This is a genomic window from Vibrio sp. 10N.286.46.A8, assembly GCF_041470165.1.
In the GTDB taxonomy this organism is placed as follows: Bacteria; Pseudomonadota; Gammaproteobacteria; order Enterobacterales; family Vibrionaceae; genus Vibrio; species Vibrio tasmaniensis_A.
The window spans coordinates 72,618-94,981 of record NZ_JBFRLX010000071.1 but is presented as its reverse complement, the minus strand read 5'-3'; the positions used below and the strand labels follow the sequence as shown (position 1 = coordinate 94,981).

The window sequence follows — 22,364 nt, the reverse complement described above, 5'->3', positions numbered from 1 at the left end:
ACTTGCCTTCAAATTATAGTTTCATATCTACAACAGAGAGTGTGTCTAATTGCTGCATATTCTGCCATATTTCACTGACGGTTCTTCCATCTTGCGGGATCACTCTCGCAGGACAGAGATCATAAAGTGGTTGTGTTACAAAAGAATATTTATAGATATCACTGCGTGGTAATTCTGGCTCGCTCTCAGAAACCACCTCTCCAAACAGCACAATATCAAGATCGAGCTTTCGATCTTGAAGCTTATGGGCATCTTGAGGGCGACCCCATTTAAACTCAATTTCACGGAGGTGCTGTGAAAATTCAGTCAATGAGAGTGATGTATCGATCTCAACCACAAAGTTATAAAACGAGTGGCTTTTAAACCCCACAGGCTCACAGTGATAGATCTTAGAGCATTTAAGGTTAGTCCCTAATGATTGAAGCTCTGTCCATGCCACCCTTGCATGCTTGTCGCGGTCTATGTTCGTGCCAACACCAACATAGGCTATTGTCATGCTTGACCTCTTTCGATGATCACACCCACGGCTTTTGCTTGTGGTACTGCGCCAGGCTTCGCTAGACGAATTTTAATCCAAGGCACTGAGAACTGAGTCATAATCAATTCAGCGACTTCTTCTGCCACACGCTCAACCAATAGGAATTGGCCATTCGCAATGTGGTCAAGTACGGCAGTGCTGACTGTCGAGTAATCCAAAGCATCGACAACATCATCACTCTTACCTGCTGGGCGATTGTCATGAGCCATTTCAATATCAAGCACAAGTTTTTGTTTAATCTCTTGTTCCCAATCGTAAACACCGATCGTTGTAATTACTTCTAGCTGTTCAATGAAAACTTTATCCAGTGCCATGACTTGTCCTTTTAGAGGTCGGATACCCATACCGGGGAAAAAAACGTATTATTTGCGTAATTCCAGATATGATATCAATTACTCTTAGATTGAGCATTATTTTCCCATCGTTAGGCTTATAACTGTTTAAGGAAAAACATGACCCCATTGGCACTCATCATGATTATTGCTGCCTATTTACTAGGTTCAATCTCTAGTGCGGTCTTGATATGCCGAGTCTTAAGACTTCCTGACCCAAGAACTGTGGGGTCCAATAACCCCGGAGCCACCAATGTGCTTCGCGTGGGTGGCAAAGGCGCCGCTGCGGCCGTCCTGCTTTGTGACATGCTTAAAGGCACCATTCCTGTTTGGCTTGGCTACTACCTCAAGATCGATCCCATCATTTTAGGTGTTGTGGCGATCGCAGCCTGCCTTGGTCATATGTATCCAATATTCTTCCACTTTAAAGGTGGTAAAGGCGTCGCAACCGCACTCGGAGCTATCGCCCCAATTGGATTCGATCTAACGGGCATGATCATGGCGACCTGGTTAGTTGTGGCATTTTTGTTTCGTTATTCTTCTTTAGCTGCACTGGTTACTGTGTTGCTCGCACCTTTCTACGCTTGGTTAGTCAAACCTCAATACACACTGCCTGTGGCCATGTTGTGTTGTTTGATCGTCCTACGTCACCATCAGAATATCCGCCGCCTACTCGATGGCAGTGAACCAAAACTCGGGCAAAAAAAATCGGCTTAAACTGTCATGTCTAAGCCGATCCATTTTTAAATTGAGATACGTTTAAACCAACGTAAATCTCTGTCGAGCAATACTATTCAATATCTAAAGCTTACAGCAGATGTTTATCTAAAAACGTCTTCAGCATTGTGTTCACAAACTCTGGTTGCTCTAGCGAACTAATATGACCAGCATCAGGAATCACCACTAACTCACTGCCCGTAATACAATCGTTCATTAGGTATGACTCAAGTGCCGGACGTGGTTTGTCTTCTTGCCCTACAGCGATCAAAACCGGCAGTGCAAAGCTCTCTACTGCTTCAATCATATCGCGACGTCCAAAGACCATTCGACCGATTCGAGCCACTTCTTCAGCGTTCTCACCCTTAAGAGCCGATAATTTCTGAGTAAAGCCTTCCACTAAAGTTGGCGTGTTTGTTTGAGCATCATTTGCAAAGAACAATGGAACAACCGCTTCAACAATCGGTTGAGGAACCATCTTGGTTTGAGTAATGGTGTCTAACATGCTGAAGTATTTAGCATGAGCAACTTCTGGTTCTAAACCAACAAAGGTATCCATTAGAACTAAAGATTTAATACGTGCAGGTGCAAGTTCCGCTAACTCGGTTCCCCACATACCGCCAACTGATAAACCTACTACGGAAAATTCTTCGATTTCTAAATGATCAAGTAGATCCAAAATGTGTTGAGCGTAATCTTTTAAGTTGCGCATCGAGCTCGGCGCGGCTTGTGATTCACCATGAGACCAAAGCTCTGGAACAATACAGCGATACTGAGTTTTTAATGCATCGATCTGCGGCTGCCACATTGCACTGTCCCAAAGGTAGCTGTGGCCTAATACAACAACAGGGCCTTGACCTTCATCTAGGTATGCCATCGATTGATTGTCTACTGTGAACTTGTTCATTTTCTTCCCTAATCTCTATCAGCAATTATTTATCGACATACAGTCGGTAAGCTAGGATATAAAAACGGCCGCACAAGGCGACCGTTTATCGAAACACACTGGTTTATTCTGCGCTTAGCTTTTGTTGATCGACGGTTTCTCGTTGAACGATTGCTACTAGCCAAGCGATTGCTACGAGCTAAGCAATTGGCTCTAGTTGGTCAATTGGCCAACGCGGCGTGGCATGAACAGACAAATCAGCCGTTTCACCATTTTTAAGGCGTTGCATACCCGCGTAAGCAATCATCGCACCGTTATCAGTACAGAATTCAGTTCGTGGGTAGTAAACCTCACCACCGATTTTCTTGGCTAATGCTTCAAGCTCAACTCGTAGTTGTTTGTTGGCACTCACACCGCCAGCAATCACGATACGTTTCATACCCGTCTCTACCAACGCACGCTTACACTTGATTACCAAGGTCGCACAAACCGCTTCTTGGAACGCATAAGCGATGTCAGCACGAGTTTGGTCATCATTGTCATTAGCACGAATGGTATTTGCCGCGAACGTTTTCAAGCCCGAAAAGCTCATATCTAGACCCGGACGATCGGTCATTGGACGTGGGAACTTAAAACGACCTGGCGTGCCTTTTTCTGCGAGTCGAGATAGCAGTGGACCACCTGGGTAATCTAAGCCCATTAGCTTCGCGGTTTTATCAAACGCTTCACCCGCCGCATCATCAATCGATTCACCAAGAATTCGGTATTCACCAATGCCTTTCACTTCTACCATCATGGTATGACCGCCAGAAACCAGCAGAGCAACAAATGGGAATAGTGGAGGATTATCTTCTAGCATTGGCGCAAGAAGGTGACCTTCCATATGGTGTACTGGCACAGCAGGCACGCCCCACGCATAAGCAATACTGCGACCAATTGTTGCACCCACAAGCAATGCACCAACCAAACCGGGACCAGCTGTGTAAGCCACGCCATCAATGTCTTTCGACGTTAGGTTCGCTTCTGCCAATGCCGCTTTAATCAGTGGAATAGTTTTTTTTACGTGGTCACGCGACGCTAGCTCAGGTACCACACCACCGTAATCGGCGTGCAGCTTTACTTGGCTGTATAACTGATGAGAAAGCAGCCCTTGCTCATCATCATAAATTGCGATTCCTGTTTCATCACAAGAGGTTTCAATACCAATAATGCGCATAATTTTCTCGGCACGCTTTCGTCTAAAATGGGAAATTAGCGCAATATTACCCTGCCTAAGCTCTTCAAACAAATATTGTACAGACTATAATCGACAAAGTGCTTTACAAAGCCACTGTGATCGGATTAAAATTCCGCACCATTTTTGATCAAGCTGGTTAATGACCAAACGCGAATAGAGAGTTAGCTCGATGGGTAACTTCTCTGATTTGGTACTGAATAACCAGCGATAATGAATAACCCCTGAGGTGAAAGGCATATGCCAATAGTTAAAGTACGTGAAAACGAACCGTTCGACGTTGCACTACGTCGTTTCAAGCGCTCTTGTGAAAAAGCAGGTATCCTTTCTGAAGTGCGTCGTCGTGAGCATTACGAAAAGCCAACTACAGTTCGCAAACGCGCTAAAGCAGCAGCTCAAAAGCGTCACGCTAAAAAGCTAGCTCGCGAAAACGCACGTCGCGTTCGTCTGTACTAATAACTTAATCCATAAGGACTGAGTTATGGCTCTTATTGAACAACTCAAAGAAGAGCAAAAATTAGCGATGAAAGCCAAGGACAAACCGCGCCTTGGCACTATCCGCTTAGCTCTTTCAGCAATTAAGCAACGTGAAGTTGACGAACGGATCACTCTGAACGACGACGACATTATTGCTATATTAGTTAAAATGGTTAAGCAACGTCGCGATTCTGTTGCTCAATATGAATCGGCAAATCGTCAAGATCTTGCTGACGTGGAAAAAGCAGAAATTACGGTACTTGAAGGCTTTATGCCTCAACCGCTAACTGAAGAAGAAGTTATTGCACTACTTGATAGCGCAATTGCAGAAGCTCAACCTGCGGGCATGCAAGACATGGGTAAAGTAATGGCTATCTTGAAACCACAAATTCAAGGGCGTGCAGATATGGGTAAAGTTAGTGGTTTAGTTCGTTCTAAACTCGCTTAATCCCAAATCAAATTGCAACAAGCCGTGCAATCCTTCGGAACGCACGGCTTGTTTGTATCTGTAACCTATTCAAACTATTATTATCCACACTCTCAGTTAGTGCATTTTTCTAAGGTTTTATGGCAGGACACATCCCGCGTAGTTTCATCGATGATCTCCTAGCGCGTCTCGACATTGTCGATATTGTGGACGCACGCGTGAAACTTAAGAAAAAAGGCAAAAACTATGGTGCTTGTTGCCCATTTCACAACGAAAAGACCCCTTCTTTCAGCGTAAGCCAAGAAAAACAGTTTTATCACTGCTTTGGTTGTGGCGTACACGGCAATGCTATCGACTTCATTATGGAGTTCGAACGTCTCGATTTTGTTGAAGCGATTGAAGAGCTTGCCTCATTTTTAGGACTTGATGTTCCTAGAGAACAGCGCAGCGGTGAAATATCCACGGCGCCAAGAGCCAACAGCGAACAAAAACGTAACCTCTACGATTTGATGGGCGGCATCAGTAATTTTTACCGCTCTCAGCTGAAAATCTCAGCTAACAAACCTGCGATTGATTACCTAAAAAATCGCGGTCTTTCTGGTGAAATCGTACAGAAATTTGGCATTGGCTACGTCGCTGATGAATGGGATTTGGTTCGTAAGAACTTTGGCCAACAAAAAGAAGCCCAAGACATGCTCGTTACTGGCGGCATGTTGATAGAAAACGATAAAGGCAACCGATACGATCGATTCCGTGGACGCGTGATGTTCCCGATTCGTGACCGTCGTGGCCGAGTAATCGGGTTTGGTGGTCGTGTTTTAGAAGACGGCACGCCAAAGTACCTGAACTCGCCAGAAACGCCGATCTTCCATAAAGGTAAAGAGCTTTACGGCCTTTATGAAGTGTTACAAGCATACCGTGAACCGCCTCAAGTACTTGTGGTTGAAGGTTATATGGATGTTGTCGCACTAGCGCAGTACGGTGTCGATTACTCAGTGGCATCACTGGGCACCTCAACAACCGGTGACCACGTTCAGATGTTGTTCCGCCAGACCAATACTGTGGTTTGTTGTTACGATGGTGATAGAGCAGGTAAAGAGGCCGCGTGGCGCGCGCTAGAAAATGCGCTTGAATACCTAAAAACAGGTAACACACTCAAGTTTCTGTTCTTGCCAGACGGTGAAGACCCAGACAGCTATATTAGAGAACACGGTCAGGCTGCTTTCGAACAGCTCGTCCACAATGCGACGCCGCTTTCGACCTATTTGTTCGATAACCTGATAGAAATACACAAGCTGAATTTAGGAACAACAGAAGGAAAATCGGCACTGCGTGCACACGCGAGCGCCTTGATTAGTAAAATTCCTGACAGTTACTTCCAAGAACTGCTCGAAAAATTGCTCGATGAGCGAACTGGATTTGATAACCAATTGAGGCGTGCTCGCGTTCACACAAAGAACCCGACACCTCAACCGCATAAAGAGCTCAAGCGCACTCCAATGCGTGAAGTTATCGCTTTGCTTATCCAAAATCCGAGCTATGCTGATATGGTACCGGATTTATCAAGTGTCAAAGGCTTACAGCTGCCTGGACTAAGTTTATTCGTCGAAGTACTTGATATCTGCCGAGTGAACCCCCATATCAGCACAGGCCAATTATTAGAACATTGGCGAGAGAACAAACATGAGGCACTTCTGTCTCGTCTCGCGAGCTGGGAAATCCCCCTCGACGAAGACAATCAAGAAGACATATTTTTAGACTCATTGGACAATATCCTTGCCCAATGCGTTGAAAAACAAATTGAAAACCTGCAGGCCAAAGCAAGAAGTGTCGGTTTATCAGCCGAAGAAAAAAGGGAGCTACTAGCTTTAATGCTAGATCTAAAAGCGTAACCCTGTTTGATTAGTCAGCATTTAATAAATTTGTTAACATAATTGGTTTGCATTTGAGAATGCAACGTCCTTCACCAGACCTGAAGTTGGATATCATCTATGGATCAAAATCCGCAGTCACAGCTAAAATTACTTGTTATTAAAGGCAAGGAACAAGGCTATCTGACCTACGCCGAAGTAAACGACCACCTACCTGCAGAAATCGTGGATTCTGAACAGGTAGAAGACATCATTCAAATGATCAATGACATGGGTATCAAGGTAGTAGAAACTGCACCTGACGCTGATGATCTAGCTCTTAATGATGACGATGCCAATATAGATGAAGATGCAGCTGAAGCTGCTGCTGCTGCGCTTTCAAGCGTAGAAAGCGAGATTGGCCGTACTACTGACCCAGTTCGTATGTACATGCGTGAAATGGGTACAGTTGAACTACTGACTCGTGAAGGCGAAATCGACATTGCGAAGCGTATTGAAGATGGTATCAATACCGTTCAATTATCTGTTGCTGAGTACCCAGGCACTATTCCATACATCTTGGAACAGTTTGACCGCGTACTCGCTGAAGAGATTCGCTTAACAGATCTAATCAATGGCTTTGTTGACCCAGACGACGATGGCACAGCTGCGCCAACGGCGACTCACATCGGTTCAGAGCTCGCTAAAACTGATCTAGAAGACGAAGACAAAGAAGAAGCAGAAGACGACGAGGAAGAAGAAGAGGAAGATACAGGTATTGATCCTGAGCTTGCTCTTGAGAAGTTCACAGCACTTCGCACTAGCTACCAAAACCGTCAACTAGCAATCAATGAATACGGCCATGAAAGCCCGAAAGCAACACTTGCAACGACAATGATGCAAGACGTATTCAAAGAGTTCCGTCTGACGCCAAAACAGTTCGATTACCTAGTAAACGAACTGCGTACTTCAATGGATCGCGTACGTACTCAAGAACGCCTAATCATGCGTCAAACGGTTGAGTACGGCAAAATGCCGAAGAAATCTTTCATTGCTCTATTTACTGGTAATGAATCTAGCGAAGCATGGTTGGACGAAGTTCTTGCTTCAGACAAACCATACGCTGAAAAGATCAAACGTAACGAACACGACATCCGTCGTTCTATCCAAAAGCTGGATATAATCGAACGTGAAACGTCTCTTACTGTTCAAAGCATTAAAGATATCAGCCGTCGTATGTCTATCGGTGAAGCGAAAGCTCGTCGTGCTAAGAAAGAGATGGTTGAAGCGAACTTACGTCTAGTAATCTCGATTGCTAAGAAGTACACAAACCGTGGTCTACAATTCCTGGATCTAATCCAAGAAGGTAACATCGGTCTGATGAAAGCAGTAGATAAGTTTGAATACCGTCGTGGTTACAAGTTCTCTACTTACGCTACGTGGTGGATCCGTCAAGCAATCACTCGTTCGATTGCCGACCAAGCTCGTACTATCCGTATTCCGGTTCACATGATCGAAACGATCAACAAACTAAACCGTATCTCTCGTCAAATGCTACAAGAGATGGGTCGTGAACCACTTCCGGAAGAGTTGGCTGAGCGCATGCAAATGCCTGAAGACAAGATCCGTAAAGTACTGAAAATCGCTAAAGAGCCTATCTCAATGGAGACACCAATCGGTGACGACGAAGATTCGCACCTAGGTGATTTCATCGAGGATACAACGCTAGAACTGCCTTTAGACTCTGCAACGGCAACAAGCCTGCGCGGCGCAACTAAAGACGTTCTTGCAGGCCTAACGCCTCGTGAAGCGAAAGTACTGCGTATGCGTTTCGGTATCGACATGAACACTGACCACACTCTAGAAGAAGTGGGTAAGCAGTTCGACGTTACTCGTGAACGTATCCGTCAGATCGAAGCAAAAGCACTGCGTAAACTTCGTCACCCAAGCCGCTCAGAAACTCTGCGTAGCTTCCTAGACGAGTAATTACACACTTTAGTGTGGTTAGCTTTTAAGCATAAAATAAAAAAGGTGAGCGTTGGCTCACCTTTTTTGTGCCTATATGATTTAAGTGGCTAAGATGTAAGCGGAATTGCCCCTCATAGTGTCTAGACACCAATGAATGCTTCCCCTATAATCTATGCCCTACGGCCCCTTAGCTCAGTGGTTAGAGCGCACGACTCATAATCGTTCGGTCCCCAGTTCAAATCTGGGAGGGGCCACCAAATTAGAAAAGCCAGAACAGTTCACGCTGCTCTGGCTTTTTGCTTTTCTGAAGCTGTACAACTCACAGCTATGTTTCCTACAAATAACGAATTGTCCCACACGCAATTCCAATTCCCTCTCTGTGACTAAATATACTTTTCTTTTATAAAAAAATCGGCAATATGAGAGTACATAGATAATTCAATCGTTCAGGGAAGAAACATGAAAGACGAAACGCTCTCGATTCACTTCGGCTACGACACTGATCCAACAACCAAATCAGTTGCGACCCCTATTTACCAAACCGTTGCTTACGAATTCGATGACGCACAACACGGCGCCGATCTGTTTAACCTTGCGGTGCCAGGCAATATCTACACTCGTATAATGAACCCAACCAATGATGTGTTGGAAAAGCGCATGGCAGCCTTAGAAGGTGGTATTGCAGGCTTAGTGGTGAGTGCAGGCAGCGCGGCGATCAACTACGCGATTCAAACGTTGGCACAAATCGGTGACAACATCGTTTCAACACCTCAGCTTTACGGCGGTACTTACACCCTATTTGCTCATATGCTACCAAACCAAGGGATCGAAGTTCGCTTTGCTAAAGACGATAAACCAGAAAGCTTAGCGGCACTGATCGATGAAAAAACCAAGGCAGTTTATTGTGAAAGTATCGGTAACCCAGCAGGCAATATTATCGACTTAGAACGTGTTGCTGAGCTTGCTCACGCACAAGGTGTACCTGTGATTGTAGATAACACGGTGGCGACACCTGTGTTGTGTAAACCTATCGATTTTGGTGCCGATATTGTGGTGCACTCGCTCACCAAATACGTTGGTGGTCATGGAACAACATTGGGTGGCGTGATTGTCGACTCAGGCAAATTCCCATGGGCAGAGCACAAAGATCGCTTCCCAGTATTTAATCAGCCAGAACCTTCTTACCACGGTGTGGTTTATACCGAGGCTTTTGGTGACGCCGCGTTTATTGGTCGTGCTCGAACGGTTCCACTACGTAATACCGGCGCAGCACTGTCGCCCATGAATGCCTTCATGCTAATGCAAGGTCTAGAAACTTTATCGCTACGCATGGAGCGACACACAGAGAATGCACTGAAAGTAGCTAAGTACCTTCAGCAACATGAGAAAGTGAGTTGGGTGAGCTACGCTGGTTTACCAACGTCTGAGTTCTATCCGCTGGCTGAGAAATACATGCAAGGTAAGCCGTCTGCCATTTTATCTTTTGGCTTGAAAGATGGTTATGAAGCCGGTGTTCGTTTCTATGATGCGCTGCAAATTTTCAAGCGCTTGGTGAACATTGGTGATGCAAAATCTCTCGCTTGTCACCCTGCTTCTACAACACACCGTCAATTAAGCGAAGCGGAACAAAAGCAAGCAGGTGTGTCACCAGAGATGATTCGTCTCTCAGTAGGTATCGAGCACATTGACGATATCTTGGCTGACCTAGAGCAAGCACTTAATGCTTAACGCTGAACGCCGTTAAAGCTAGCTCCAACACTGATCGTTAACTAACAGACACAAAGAAGCCCATCACTGGATAGGCTTCTTAATATCTAATGCTCTTAGATAGGCTAATGATTACTCAACAGTAACCGCTTTCGCTAAGTTACGAGGTTGGTCAACGTCAGTACCTTTGATTAGCGCTACGTGGTAAGACAACAACTGCATCGGTACTGTGTAGTAGATAGGTGCTGTTACTTCACTTACGTGAGGCATCTTGATGATCTTCATGTTCTCATCGCTTTCAAAGCCTGCATCTTCATCTGCGAATACGTAAAGTAGACCGCCACGAGCACGTACTTCTTCAACGTTTGATTTCAGTTTCTCTAGCAAGTCGTTGCTTGGTGCAATAACGACGACTGGCATATCTGCATCGATAAGAGCCAAAGGACCGTGCTTAAGCTCGCCAGCCGCGTATGCTTCTGCGTGGATGTAAGAGATCTCTTTCAGTTTAAGAGACGCTTCCATCGCGATTGGGTAGAACTCACCACGCCCCAAGAACAGTGTGTGATGCTTATCAGCAAAATCAGGTGCTAGCGCTTCGATCTCTTTATCAAACGCCAATGCTTTCTCGATATCAGCAGGCAGTTGATGCAGTGATTGAACGATTTCCGCTTCTTTCTCTTCATTGATACGACCTTGTAGACGACCAATTGACGTTACCATCATCAGCATAGCCGCTAGCTGTGTTGTGAAGGCTTTAGTTGAAGCAACACCGATTTCAGTTCCTGCGCGAGTCATGAAGGCAAAATCAGATTCACGAACCAGTGAAGAACCGGCAACGTTACAGATTGTCATTGCCGACATGTAGCCTTTCTCTTTTGCAAGACGAAGTGCAGCAAGCGTATCCGCCGTTTCACCAGACTGAGACAGAGTCACCAATAGGCTGTTCGGGCGAACAACGAAATCACGGTAACGGAATTCAGAGGCAATCTCTACGTCACAGCTTACGCCTGCTAGAGACTCAAACCAGTAACGAGCTGCCATGCCTGAGTTGTAAGACGTACCACATGCGATGATCTGCACGTGTTCTACCTTGCTCAGGATCTCTTCCGCTTTAACACCGATTGCATTAGTGATTACAGAAGTGTCAGAGATACGACCTTCCATTGTGTTGATCAGCGCTGTTGGCTGCTCAAAGATCTCTTTCTGCATGAAGTGACGGTATTGACCTTTGTCACCTGCATCGTGTTCAGCGTTTGATTCAACGATGTCACGCTCAACACGCTCGCCCGCTACATCAAATACCGTTACATCACGACGAGTCACCTCAGCAACATCACCCTCTTCTAGGTACATGAAACGACGAGTTACGCTTAATAGTGCAAGCTGGTCAGAGGCTAGGAAGTTTTCACCAACACCAAAACCGATAACGATCGGGCTACCTGAACGAGCAACAACGATACGGCTAGGATCTTTACGATCAACCGCCACCGTGCCGTATGCTCCGTCTAATTGTTTCGCGGTCTTTTGAAGCGCTTCAACCAATGAATCAGAAGTACGAAGTTCCCATTCAACTAAGTGAGCGATAACTTCAGTATCCGTTTGTGAAGTAAACACATAACCACGCTCTTGAAGAAGAGCACGCAGTGCTTCGTGGTTTTCGATAATACCATTGTGTACAACAGCAATATCACCAGACATGTGTGGGTGTGCGTTTGCTTCAGAAGGCTCACCGTGTGTCGCCCAACGTGTATGAGCGATACCAGTACCGCCAATAACATGTTGTTGATCGACTGCGTCTGCTAGCTCTTGTACTTTACCAAGGCGGCGTACACGAGTTAGGTTAGATTCGCTATCAACTACAGCGACACCCGCTGAATCGTAACCTCGGTATTCTAGGCGGCGAAGGCCTTCTACTAAAATTTCGGCTACATCACGCTGTGCTACTGCACCAACAATTCCACACATAGTTTCACTCCATCAATTTCGTTTTATTCCTATTGGCAGCAAGCAAAGGCCAGATCTTTATCAAGATCAATTATAGGAAGGTAAATGCATAATACTTAAATTTGTTTTTACGCTGGATCGGTCAGGATCACTCGAACATCATGTGATTCGATACTTGCTTTGGATTCTTCGCCTAAGTCTGTATCGGTAATTAAGATGTCAATGTGTTCCCATGCCAGCTCTAAGTTCGGGATCTTTCGTCCCACCTTTTCCGACTCAACCATCACGATCACTTCTCGTGACACTTCAGCCATTACTTTACTTAGACCAACCAATTCATTGAACGTGGTTGTGCCTCTATCAAGGTCGATACCATCAGCCCCGATAAATAGTTGATCAAAATCGTAAGCTCGAAGTACTGATTCTGCGACTTTGCCTTGAAAAGAATCCGAATGGGTATCCCAAGTGCCGCCGGTCATTAGCAGTGTTGGTTCGCTTTCCAACTCATTAAGTGCATTAGCAACGTGCAACGAGTTGGTCATCACAACCAAACCACGCTTGCTATTGAGCTGCTGAATTAGCGCTCCTGTCGTGCTACCACTATCGATCACAATGCGGTTATGGTCGCGAATTAAATCTGCTGCGGCTTTCGCCAATGAAATCTTTCGAGTCGAAACTTGTGGACCCAGCTCTTCGTTCACAACCTCTTTCGGTAATGAAATCGCACCACCATAACGGCGCAAAAGCTGACCGTTTTTCTCTAAAGACGCCAAGTCCTTTCTAATCGTGACCTCTGAGGTTTCGAACTTAGCGGATAATTCATCAACACTAACCTCCCCTTTTTCATTCACTAGGTTAGAAATTGCATGTCTTCTGAGCTGGGTGTTTCGTTTCGACATTTAAAAAAGGCCATTAAGTTTCGATGTGAAACATATTATAATTACAACGAAACTATTTAGTCCATTTATTTTGATCCAAAAAATTAATAAATAGCGATAAAACCTTGTCCTAAGACAATTGTTAAGCAGTGATATTGAACTCATTAGGTGGTAGAATCCGCACCCGAAAAGAAAAAAAATTACAAAACTGACTGTTATTTTTTTGCAACTTACCGCCTATATGGTGGGGTAAGTCACAGAAAACCGATATTGAATCAAAATCTTTTGGTCATAAAATGACTAAAATTGATGAAAGACTTACAACTCTGAAGGACATATTGGAAGTCCCGCGCTTTTACACAACAGGCACAAAATGTTGATGTAGCGGACCAATCTTCAGAACTTAAATAAATTTCAAATTGTAACAATACTTACCGGAGAGTACCTTCCATGAAAAAGACCAAAATCGTATGTACGATTGGCCCTAAAACTGAATCTGTAGAGAAGCTAACTGAACTAGTAGATGCTGGCATGAACGTTATGCGTCTTAACTTCTCTCACGGTGATTTCGCAGAGCACGGCACTCGTATCGCGAACTTCCGTAAAGTAATGGAAAACAATGGTGAGCAACTTGCGATCCTTCTAGATACTAAAGGTCCAGAAATCCGTACTATCAAACTTGAAGATGGTAACGACGTAGATCTAGTAGCTGGTCAAGAGTTCACTTTCACAACTGACGCAACAGTTGTTGGTAACAAAGACGTAGTAGCAGTAACTTACCTAGGTTTCGCTAAGGACCTAACAGCAGGTAACACTATCCTTGTTGATGATGGCCTAATCGAAATGGAAGTTATCGCAACAACAGAAACTGAAGTTAAGTGTAAAGTTCTTAACAACGGTGCTCTAGGCGAAAACAAAGGTGTTAACCTTCCTGGCGTTTCTGTTCAACTTCCAGCTCTTTCTGAGAAAGACAAAGCTGACCTTAAGTTTGGTTGCGAGCAAGGCGTTGATTTCGTAGCTGCTTCTTTCATTCGTAAAGAAGAAGACGTTAAAGAAATCCGTGAGCTTCTAAACGCTAACGGCGGCGAGAACATCCACATCATTTCTAAGATTGAAAACCAAGAAGGTGTAGATAACTTCGATTCAATCCTTGAAGCTTCTGACGGCATCATGGTTGCTCGTGGTGACCTAGGTGTTGAAATCCCAGCTGAAGAAGTAATCTTCGCTCAGAAGATGATGATCGAGAAGTGTAACCGCGCACGTAAGATGGTTATCACTGCAACTCAAATGCTTGACTCTATGATCAGCAACCCACGTCCAACTCGTGCAGAAGCGGGTGACGTTGCGAACGCAATCATGGATGGTACTGATGCAGTAATGCTTTCTGGTGAAACTGCTAAAGGTAAGTACCCAGTTGAAGCTGTTACTATCATGGCTCAAATCGCGAACCGTACTGATTCAGCTCTTAAAGCTGAGCTAGGTTCTCGTCTAGACAGCCCACGTCTACGCATCACTGAAGCAGTATGTAAAGGCGCTGTAGACACAGCAGAGAAGCTAGCTGCTCCTCTAATCGTTGTTGCAACTGAAGGCGGTAAGTCTGCACGTTCAGTACGTAAGTACTTCCCAACTGCAAACATCCTTGCTCTAACAACTAACGAAAAGACAGCTGCACAGCTAGTTCTTACTAAAGGTGTTAAGCCAGTTCTTGTTGACTCTATCGAGAACACAGACGCGTTCTACATCAACGGTAAAGAAATCGCTCTACAATCTGGCCTAGGTAACAAAGGCGACATCGTAGTTATGGTTTCTGGTGCTCTAGTCGCTTCTGGTACTACAAACACAGCATCTGTTCACGTTCTATAAGAATGAACCGATTCGCATAAAATATAAAAGAGGGCTTCGGCCCTCTTTTTTTATGAAACAAAATCTTGCCTAACTTTTCAGTACGCTGTATTATCAATCACATTAGAACTACGTACTGTTAAACTCCAATAAACTCTTTCTAAGAAACGGATTAGCAGACTAGAAATCAAATATACATGAGGTTTGTAATGTCTAGTCCTACGCTTACTGACAAAGTATCAAAGATGATTCGCCAAGATATTCTCAATGGTGAATTAACCCCAGGTAAAAAACTCGTTGTCGCTGATCTCAAAGCACGATACAACGTCGGCGCATCTCCAATTCGCGAAGCCTTAGTGCAGCTATCTTGGAGTAAATACGTAAAGCTAGAGCCACAAAAAGGCTGCTGGGTATCACCGGTATCAAAGAAAGAACTCAATGACCTATATGAAAGCCTTCGTGTTGTCTCTTCTGTTCTGCTTAAAAAGGCAATTTCAGCAGGCGATGAAAGCTGGGAACTGGAAGTATTAACCTCCTACCACAAGCTATCACGCATACAATATGTCTCAGAAGAGTTTGATTGTGTTGAGTGGGAAGAACGTCACCAGCAGTTTCATGCAGCGTTACTTGAAGGCGCAGACTCAGAGAACATGTTTAAGTTCTTTGATGATCTTATCAATCAAGTAAAACGCTACCGCTTCCTAGCGATGTCAGCGAAAAGCGCATCTGATGATCTGTTCAATATTGATGAGCATGAAATGATCATGAAGCTGGTACTTGCTAAAAATGTCGATCAAGCGACAGAACTATTGGATCAACACCTGTTAAGTTCAATGAAGCGAATTGAAGAAGTTATCGAAGCCGCATAATGTCAAGATAGATTCTAACCACATAAAAACGGAGCCTAATAGCTCCGTTTTTTATTTCCAGTATTACGACTGAACTACCACCCAAAAAACTCTTTGTGATGAGTATTGAGTAGCACAACCATAGGTAAAAAATACAATGCACTCAGTTGAAAGCCAAGAACGGCTAATGTACCTATGGTTAACCTCACTAAAAAATCGACAAACATACCACGCCTCTTTCAATCAGACTGTATGATCCCTAAACCCTTGCTTCAGCGAACCTAATTCAACTAATGCCCTTCAAGACTTTGATAGGGTTAGCTAACCAGTTGAATTAAGTTAACGGTGCCATCCTTTTACATCTAGCAAACACTCTATTAATTGCATCTTTTATCATGAGATGACATGAAGCAAGACTGTTTGATTATTGTTCAGTTTAGCTCAAATCACCGCGAGTATTAGACTTTAGTCTAATCATATAAACTTTGTGATTTAAGTCTCTCAAAAATGAGATTCCCAATAAATATGGATGCATGGTACTGGGGGGGATCAAGCACAGTAAATAACAGGGCACTCTATAAAAAGCGCAATAGCGCCCTAAGGCAGAGTTACAAAGAAATGAATGGCAATAAGAAAGTGTGGACAAACGATACATACTTCCAGAAAGCAAAACGGCCCAAATTAAGGGCCGTTCGTATCAGTAAAATCGCTATCTTTTTCAAACGATTAAATGATCAGTTTTAGCTTAAAAGCAGCTTTAAATCTTTCTTCGTTAGGCTTTCAACGCTCGTTCACCACGTGCGATGCCAACAACCCCACTTCGAGCCACTTCAAGTACTTCCGTTACTTCAGACAATGCCTGAATGAAAGCATCCAGTTTCTCGCTCGTACCCGCCATTTGAACCGTATATTGAGAAGCCGTCACATCAACAATCTGACCACGGAATATATCCGCTGTGCGCTTCACTTCAGCGCGAGCAAAGCCGCTAGCGCGTACTTTTACCATCAGAAGTTCACGCTCGATATGCTCAAGCTCAGACACTTCTTGTACCTTAAGTACGTCGATTAACTTGTGTAGCTGTTTTTGGATCTGCTCAAGCTGCATTTCGCTTGAGTTAGTGGTGACATTCAGACGAGAAAGCGTTGGATCATCCGTAGGGGATACATTCAAAGACTCGATGTTGTAGCCACGCTGAGAAAACAAGCCAACCACACGAGATAGTGCACCTGGTTGGTTTTCCATTAATAGTGAAAGGATGTGTCTCATATTATGTTCTCTCCGTTTTACTTAGCCACATGTTATCCATACCCTCGCCTTTGATCTGCATTGGGTATACGTGCTCGGTGTCATCCACACTAATATCGACAAATACCAAACGGTCTTTCATCGCCAGTGCTTTTTCCAAACCTGATTCCAATTCATCCGGAGATGAAATACGCATGCCAACGTGGCCATAAGCCTCAGCGATAGCAGCAAAATCAGGAACAGAGTCCATATATGAATTAGAGTAACGACCTTGATAAACAATGTCTTGCCACTGTTTTACCATGCCTAAGAAACGGTTGTTAAGATTAATAATCTTAACGGGGATATTGTATTGCAGCGCAGTCGACAGCTCTTGGATATTCATTTGAATACTGCCGTCACCAGTAACAATCACAACTTCTTCATCAGGTTTCGCAAACTTAACGCCCATACCAGCTGGTAAGCCAAAGCCCATCGTACCTAGACCACCAGAGTTAATCCAACGGCGTGGCTTGTCAAACGGGTAGTACAAAGCAGCAAACATTTGGTGCTGACCAACATCCGAAGCAACATAGGCATCACCATTGGTTACTTTATGCAGTGTTTCAATAACTTGTTGTGGCTTAATTCGACCCGACGTTTTGTCATACGCTAAGCAGTCACGTTCTTGCCACTGTTTAATTTCACTCCACCAGCTTTCCATCGCTTCTGCATCGTTAGTTCCACCTTGCTCAATAAGCAGGTTAACCATGCTTTCTAGTACTTTTTCCGCTGAACCTACAATCGGAAGATCCACTTTAACGTTCTTAGAGATAGAAGATGGATCGATATCAATGTGCATGATCTTCGCATCAGGACAGTATTTATCTAGGTTATTGGTCGTTCGATCATCGAAACGTACGCCAATACCAAAGATCAAGTCCGCATTGTGCATCGCCATATTGGCTTCATACAAACCATGCATGCCCAACATACCCAAAGAGTTCTTATGAGTACCAGGGAAAGCGCCAAGCCCCATTAGGGTACTTACCACGGGTAAATTCAGTGCCTCTGCTAATTTTAACAGCGGCTTATCTGCCTCAGAAATAACCGCACCACCACCGACATAAAGTACCGGTTTCTTCGCTTCAAGAAGGGCTTTTAGCGCCTTTTTGATCTGACCTTTATGACCCGTAACCGTTGGGTTATATGAACGCATTTTGATCGTTTCTGGGTATTCATAAGGAAGCTTAATTTGTGGGTTTAAAATGTCTTTTGGCAGGTCAATAACCACAGGACCTGGACGTCCTGTCGTTGAAATATAGAATGCTTTTTTAACGACTTCAGGGATATCTTCCGCTTTCTTAACGAGGAAGCTGTGTTTAACGATCGGGCGTGATACACCAACGATGTCACACTCTTGGAAGGCGTCGTTACCAATAAGGTTATTTGGTACGTTACCAGAAATAACAATCATTGGGATTGAGTCCATGTAGGCTGTTGCAATACCAGTAACGGTATTGGTCGCACCTGGACCAGAACACACAAGTACTACACCCGGCTTACCGGTAGAACGAGTATAGCCATCTGCCATGTGGGTAGCGGCTTGTTCGTGTCGTACTAATACGTGTTTAATTTCAGCAGTTTTAGCATGCAGCGCATCGTAGATATCAAGTACAGAACCACCTGGATAACCAAAGATTTGTTCTACACCCTCTTCAATTAGAGACTGCACCACCATCTCAGCGCCGGATAACATTTCAGCGCCGGATGACATGGCTGTTTCAGGTTTTGTTGTCATATTGCTCTCCTCACCAGTTTCCAATCACATTTGGTGAACATGTTGGGCTGGTTTTTCATAGTCTAGGGCTTATTCGTAGCCTAATTCGAAATACTTCCACTTTTTCGGCTATGGCTGTCTGTTGTGATAACAACAAACAGTAATACGAAACAACTTTAACGCTTTATTATCATCTGGTCTAACGCCTGTTATTCGGCAACTGTGCCAAAAAACCAACTATTAGCTCAAAGCATCAAATAAAACCCAACACAGGCTTTCACACTAGGTTTAAACACTGCCTACTTGATAAAAAAAAGCACTTAATATTTCAACAGTTCGCTATTTATCGATAAACAGCGAGCTTGTTGGTGTGCGCTTTCGCACATTGTGCTGTGTCATTAGATACAAAAAATCCCCCTAAAAATGCAATCACATTCGTAGGGGGATTTTTAAACAACTGAAAATTTATCTAAACAGAAAACTACTTATCTTTAGGCTTTTCGTTGTACATTTCTTCGATTTCGTCTTGATACTTATCGTTAATAACCTTACGACGCAGTTTCTGGGTCGGTGTTAGCTCACCATCATCCATAGAAAACGCTTTTGGCAGCAACTTGAACTTCTTCACTTGCTCAAACTTCGCTAGCTCTTGCTGCAGGTCATTCACACGTTTCTCTAGCATCTCTACTATTTGGTGATTTTTAACAAGTTCCACACGGTCGTGATACTTAATATTAAGCTCCTTGGCATACACTTCTAGCGAGTCATAACAAGGAACAATCAGCGCAGAAACGAATTTGCGAGTATCAGCGATAACAGCAATCTGTTCGATAAAGTGATCTTTACCAATCGCGCCTTCCACCACTTGCGGTGCAATGTACTTACCGCCAGAAGTCTTCATTAATTCTTTGATGCGATCAGTAATGAATAGATTACCATTTTCATCAAAATGACCCGCATCACCCGTTTTTAGGAAACCATGCTCGTCAAATGTCTTAGCTGTCTCTTCTGGCATCTTGTAGTAGCCACGCATCACCATTGGGCCACGAACAAGAATCTCGTCCTTAGCGCCAATTTTCACTTCAGCGCCCGGCATCGACATACCGATCGAATCAGGGTTAAAACAACGGTCATCCCAGCACGATACTGTTGCCGTGGTTTCTGTCATGCCGTAGCCAAGTTTTACATTGATACCAATCGCGTGGAAGAAGCGACCAATGGTTTCATCAAGCTTCGCGCCACCACATGGCATGAAGTTGATGTTACCACCTAACAGAGCTCGCAGTTTAGATAACACAAGCTTGTCAGCAAGCGCATGGCTCTTCTTCAGCATGAATGATGGTGTACGACCTTCTTGATGACAAACAGAAAGCTTCGCGCCCATGTTCACCGCCCAAGTAAAGAGTACTTTACGAATAAACGGTGCTTTAGATACTTTCTCGTGAATCGCTGAGAAAATCTTCTCGTAGAAGCGAGGAACTGCAGACATAACCGTTGGTTTAACATCACTCAGTGCGTCACGAACTTGCATGGTGTCTTGCAAATAGCAGTTGGTTGCGCCTTTATAAAGGACATAGAAAGTCCAAGCGCGTTCAAATACATGTGATAGAGGTAAGAAACACAATGAGACGTCGTCTTTGCTTAAGCTGAGACGCTCATCATGGCCTTTTAGTTGATAGCCAACATTAGTGTAATCAAGCATTACACCTTTAGGCTGGCCTGTTGTACCAGAGGTATAGATAAGCGTCAGTAAGTCATCCATGCAGGCATCTGCAAGACGAACATCAAGCTCAGCTCGCTGATCTTCAACACCACGAGCCATGAACTCTTTCCAAGAGACGGCAAAGCGATGTCCTTGCAGATCGATATCATCAGACATCGCCACAACAACTTCTAGCTGTTCACACTCTTCAAAAAGGCTAACCGCCGCATCGAATTGAGCTTGCTCACCAACGAATAAGATCTTCACATCCGCATTTTGGATAATGTAAGAAGACTGCGCCGCTGTGTTGGTTGGGTAGATTGGTACCGTTACAAGGCGCGCTTGTAAGGATGCGAAGTCAGCCACAGTCCACTGAGGCATATTGTTCGAGAAGATACCGATCTTATCCTGAACTCTCAATCCTTGAGCCAATAGCGCTAATGAAAGCGTATCGATTTGTTGTCCAAATTGTTCCCAGCTAATACCTTGCCATACATTGCCTACTTTGTGCTTCAAAGCTGTACGGTTGCCACCTTGGGCAATTTGGTCACGAAGTCTTTTTACGATATGAAAATCTAAATTGGCCATCTCTTTACCTTTGGCTTACACCTGTAAGCTTTTTTGAGCGCACAAGTGTACCTCTGATCATGGAAAAGGCAACTGATGAAGCTCAAAGTTATAAGTAATAGTACGTCTCACGCTAAGTTTTCTATCAACAAAAATAGCAGGTACAAAAAAACCCCAAGCCAGACTCCTAGCTTAGGGCTTATAAATCATAGGAATTAGTGTCTAGTTAAGCGCCACTACTTCGCCACAGATCATCATTAACTGATCTCGTAACCAGATGTGTCCTTTGTCCTTTTCACTTGATTCGTGCCAGCTAAGGAAGCCAGAAATCGCCGCATTATCGAATGGGAAATCTAGAATCTGAAGCTGATCTTTGTTTGCTGCATGTTCTACCATCCAACGAGGAGCTATCGTCACAAGTTCAGATTGACCAACAACGTAAAGTACGTTGCTTAAGCTCGTACCTTCGTAGAAAGGTGTGCAATCGAGGTCACGGTAAGCTTGCTCAGAGAAGCTACGTTGACCATGGATGCGAGACAGTTTAGCGTGCTTTTCGTTAAGCAACTCTGCCGCTGAAACTTCACCGTTGATGCGTGGGTGAGAAGCAGAAGCGACCACAACCAATTCATCTTGGAAGATTTCAGTGCTTGAGAAACCTTGTTCATCAAAACGCGAGTAATCAATAACAAAGTCAATTTCTTGGTAACGCATGCGCTCAGAAAGTTGACGGTCAAATTCCGCATCCATGTGCAGATTAACGCTAGGTGCTTGGTCGTTGATTGTCGACATAATCTTAGGTGCAAAACGCATGTCGCAAGGGCTACAAATTGCAAGTTTGAACAGACGAGAAGACGACTCTGGAGAGAATACAGAACTTGGTAATTCGTTGCGTACTAACTGCAGCGCTTGGCGGATTGGGCCAAACAACTGACGAGCACGTTGAGTCGGTTGAATACCACGACCTTGACGCATGAATAGCTCGTCGTTGAACATTACTTTTAGACGAGCAACAGCATTACTTACCGCTGGCTGAGACATGCCCAGATTATGAGCTGCACGTGTAATATTTTGCTCTTGCATAACTGCATCAAATACAGTCAAAAGATTTAAGTCGACTCCACGAAGTGTGCTTTCCATTCTGTAGCTTGCAATTGCACTCATTGCGTCTTTTTTCTCTAACATTCAAGTTGCCTCTTGTCGGTTCGACAGGGTTAAATTGGTAATGGTGTGGGAATAGATAACCACTAATTCTTATATTTATCAGACCGATGTTTTTCGGATTGCCATTACTATTAACCAATAAATCTCGAGCTACCAACAAGATTGATAAAGAATAATTTAATTTTACCTTAATGATTAAACAACACCTAAAAATCAGTTGCTTATGGAGTTATAAAAAAACATAAAATGCGTCACTTATGAGTTTCATTTCGACTTATTTA

General features: G+C 44.1%; 18 protein-coding genes and 1 tRNA gene. 9 read left to right on the top strand and 10 right to left on the bottom strand.

The window, feature by feature from the left end; all coding sequences use genetic code 11:
• Positions 1-13 precede the first annotated feature (13 nt).
• Both folK and folB read right to left on the bottom strand, forming a co-directional pair.
• Positions 14-496, bottom strand: coding sequence for a 2-amino-4-hydroxy-6-hydroxymethyldihydropteridine diphosphokinase (gene folK, locus AB4232_RS08750; protein ID WP_009847792.1), 483 nt, complete (start codon positions 494-496; stop codon positions 14-16).
• Positions 493-852, bottom strand: coding sequence for a dihydroneopterin aldolase (folB, locus tag AB4232_RS08745; RefSeq protein ID WP_372086939.1), 360 nt, complete (start codon positions 850-852; stop codon positions 493-495). The genes folK and folB overlap by 4 nt, the downstream gene beginning before the upstream one ends.
• A gap of 138 nt (positions 853-990) precedes the next feature.
• Between folB and plsY the strand changes: the two genes are divergently transcribed.
• The gene (plsY, locus tag AB4232_RS08740; protein WP_009847793.1) at positions 991-1,587 is read left to right on the top strand and encodes a glycerol-3-phosphate 1-O-acyltransferase PlsY; all 597 of its coding nucleotides are present in this window, start codon (positions 991-993) and stop codon (positions 1,585-1,587) included.
• Between the two features lie 91 nt (positions 1,588-1,678).
• Here plsY and AB4232_RS08735 read toward each other — a convergent pair whose 3' ends face one another.
• A complete protein-coding gene (locus tag AB4232_RS08735; RefSeq protein ID WP_372086938.1) occupies positions 1,679-2,494 on the bottom strand; it encodes an alpha/beta fold hydrolase in 816 nt (271 codons plus the stop codon).
• Positions 2,495-2,672: 178 nt separating this feature from the next.
• The gene (tsaD, locus tag AB4232_RS08730) at positions 2,673-3,689 is read right to left on the bottom strand and encodes a tRNA (adenosine(37)-N6)-threonylcarbamoyltransferase complex transferase subunit TsaD (protein ID WP_372086937.1); all 1,017 of its coding nucleotides are present in this window, start codon (positions 3,687-3,689) and stop codon (positions 2,673-2,675) included.
• A 258-nt stretch (positions 3,690-3,947) separates the two neighbouring features.
• On the opposite strand from tsaD, the gene rpsU reads away from it, so the two are divergent.
• The 6 genes from rpsU (at position 3,948) to AB4232_RS08700 (ending at position 10,157) form a co-directional block, all read left to right on the top strand.
• On the top strand, positions 3,948-4,163 hold the full coding sequence (rpsU, locus tag AB4232_RS08725) for a 30S ribosomal protein S21 (protein ID WP_004396009.1): 216 nt from the start codon (positions 3,948-3,950) through the stop codon (positions 4,161-4,163).
• A 25-nt stretch (positions 4,164-4,188) separates the two neighbouring features.
• Positions 4,189-4,632: a GatB/YqeY domain-containing protein gene (locus tag AB4232_RS08720; protein WP_009847797.1), complete on the top strand. Its 444-nt coding sequence runs from the start codon at positions 4,189-4,191 to the stop codon at positions 4,630-4,632.
• Between the two features lie 119 nt (positions 4,633-4,751).
• Positions 4,752-6,503, top strand: a complete 1,752-nt coding sequence (gene dnaG, locus AB4232_RS08715) for a DNA primase (protein WP_017080230.1) — start codon at positions 4,752-4,754, stop codon at positions 6,501-6,503.
• Positions 6,504-6,602: 99 nt separating this feature from the next.
• Positions 6,603-8,447 carry an RNA polymerase sigma factor RpoD gene (gene rpoD, locus AB4232_RS08710; RefSeq protein WP_009847799.1) on the top strand — a complete coding sequence of 615 codons (1,845 nt, stop codon included), beginning with the start codon at positions 6,603-6,605 and terminating at the stop codon, positions 8,445-8,447.
• Between the two features lie 163 nt (positions 8,448-8,610).
• A tRNA-Ile gene (locus AB4232_RS08705) sits at positions 8,611-8,686 on the top strand.
• A 202-nt stretch (positions 8,687-8,888) separates the two neighbouring features.
• The gene (locus AB4232_RS08700; protein ID WP_372086936.1) at positions 8,889-10,157 is read left to right on the top strand and encodes an O-acetylhomoserine aminocarboxypropyltransferase/cysteine synthase family protein; all 1,269 of its coding nucleotides are present in this window, start codon (positions 8,889-8,891) and stop codon (positions 10,155-10,157) included.
• Positions 10,158-10,268: 111 nt separating this feature from the next.
• On the opposite strand, the gene glmS is transcribed toward AB4232_RS08700, so the two are convergent.
• Positions 10,269-12,101 carry a glutamine--fructose-6-phosphate transaminase (isomerizing) gene (glmS, locus tag AB4232_RS08695; protein WP_065680160.1) on the bottom strand — a complete coding sequence of 611 codons (1,833 nt, stop codon included), beginning with the start codon at positions 12,099-12,101 and terminating at the stop codon, positions 10,269-10,271.
• A gap of 107 nt (positions 12,102-12,208) precedes the next feature.
• Entirely contained in the window at positions 12,209-12,979 is a 771-nt protein-coding gene (locus AB4232_RS08690) for a DeoR/GlpR family DNA-binding transcription regulator (RefSeq protein WP_004736011.1), read from the bottom strand.
• Between the two features lie 429 nt (positions 12,980-13,408).
• Here AB4232_RS08690 and pykF point away from each other — a divergent pair, with 429 nt between their 5' ends.
• Positions 13,409-14,821 carry a pyruvate kinase PykF gene (pykF, locus tag AB4232_RS08685; protein WP_012603178.1) on the top strand — a complete coding sequence of 471 codons (1,413 nt, stop codon included), beginning with the start codon at positions 13,409-13,411 and terminating at the stop codon, positions 14,819-14,821.
• Positions 14,822-14,997: 176 nt separating this feature from the next.
• Positions 14,998-15,669: a GntR family transcriptional regulator gene (locus tag AB4232_RS08680; protein ID WP_012603177.1), complete on the top strand. Its 672-nt coding sequence runs from the start codon at positions 14,998-15,000 to the stop codon at positions 15,667-15,669.
• A 751-nt stretch (positions 15,670-16,420) separates the two neighbouring features.
• Here AB4232_RS08680 and ilvN read toward each other — a convergent pair.
• The 4 genes from ilvN to leuO all read right to left on the bottom strand — a co-directional run bounded on the left by ilvN (position 16,421) and on the right by leuO (position 22,104).
• A complete protein-coding gene (gene ilvN / locus AB4232_RS08675) occupies positions 16,421-16,915 on the bottom strand; it encodes an acetolactate synthase small subunit (protein ID WP_004735875.1) in 495 nt (164 codons plus the stop codon).
• A gap of 1 nt (position 16,916) precedes the next feature.
• The gene (locus AB4232_RS08670) at positions 16,917-18,674 is read right to left on the bottom strand and encodes an acetolactate synthase 3 large subunit (RefSeq protein ID WP_009847808.1); all 1,758 of its coding nucleotides are present in this window, start codon (positions 18,672-18,674) and stop codon (positions 16,917-16,919) included.
• 460 nt (positions 18,675-19,134) lie between these two features.
• The gene (locus tag AB4232_RS08665; RefSeq protein ID WP_017102943.1) at positions 19,135-20,943 is read right to left on the bottom strand and encodes a long-chain fatty acid--CoA ligase; all 1,809 of its coding nucleotides are present in this window, start codon (positions 20,941-20,943) and stop codon (positions 19,135-19,137) included.
• Between the two features lie 201 nt (positions 20,944-21,144).
• Positions 21,145-22,104 (bottom strand): transcriptional regulator LeuO, encoded by a 960-nt coding sequence (leuO, locus tag AB4232_RS08660; RefSeq protein WP_017100430.1) that lies wholly within the window; start codon positions 22,102-22,104, stop codon positions 21,145-21,147.
• Positions 22,105-22,364: the final 260 nt, after the last annotated feature.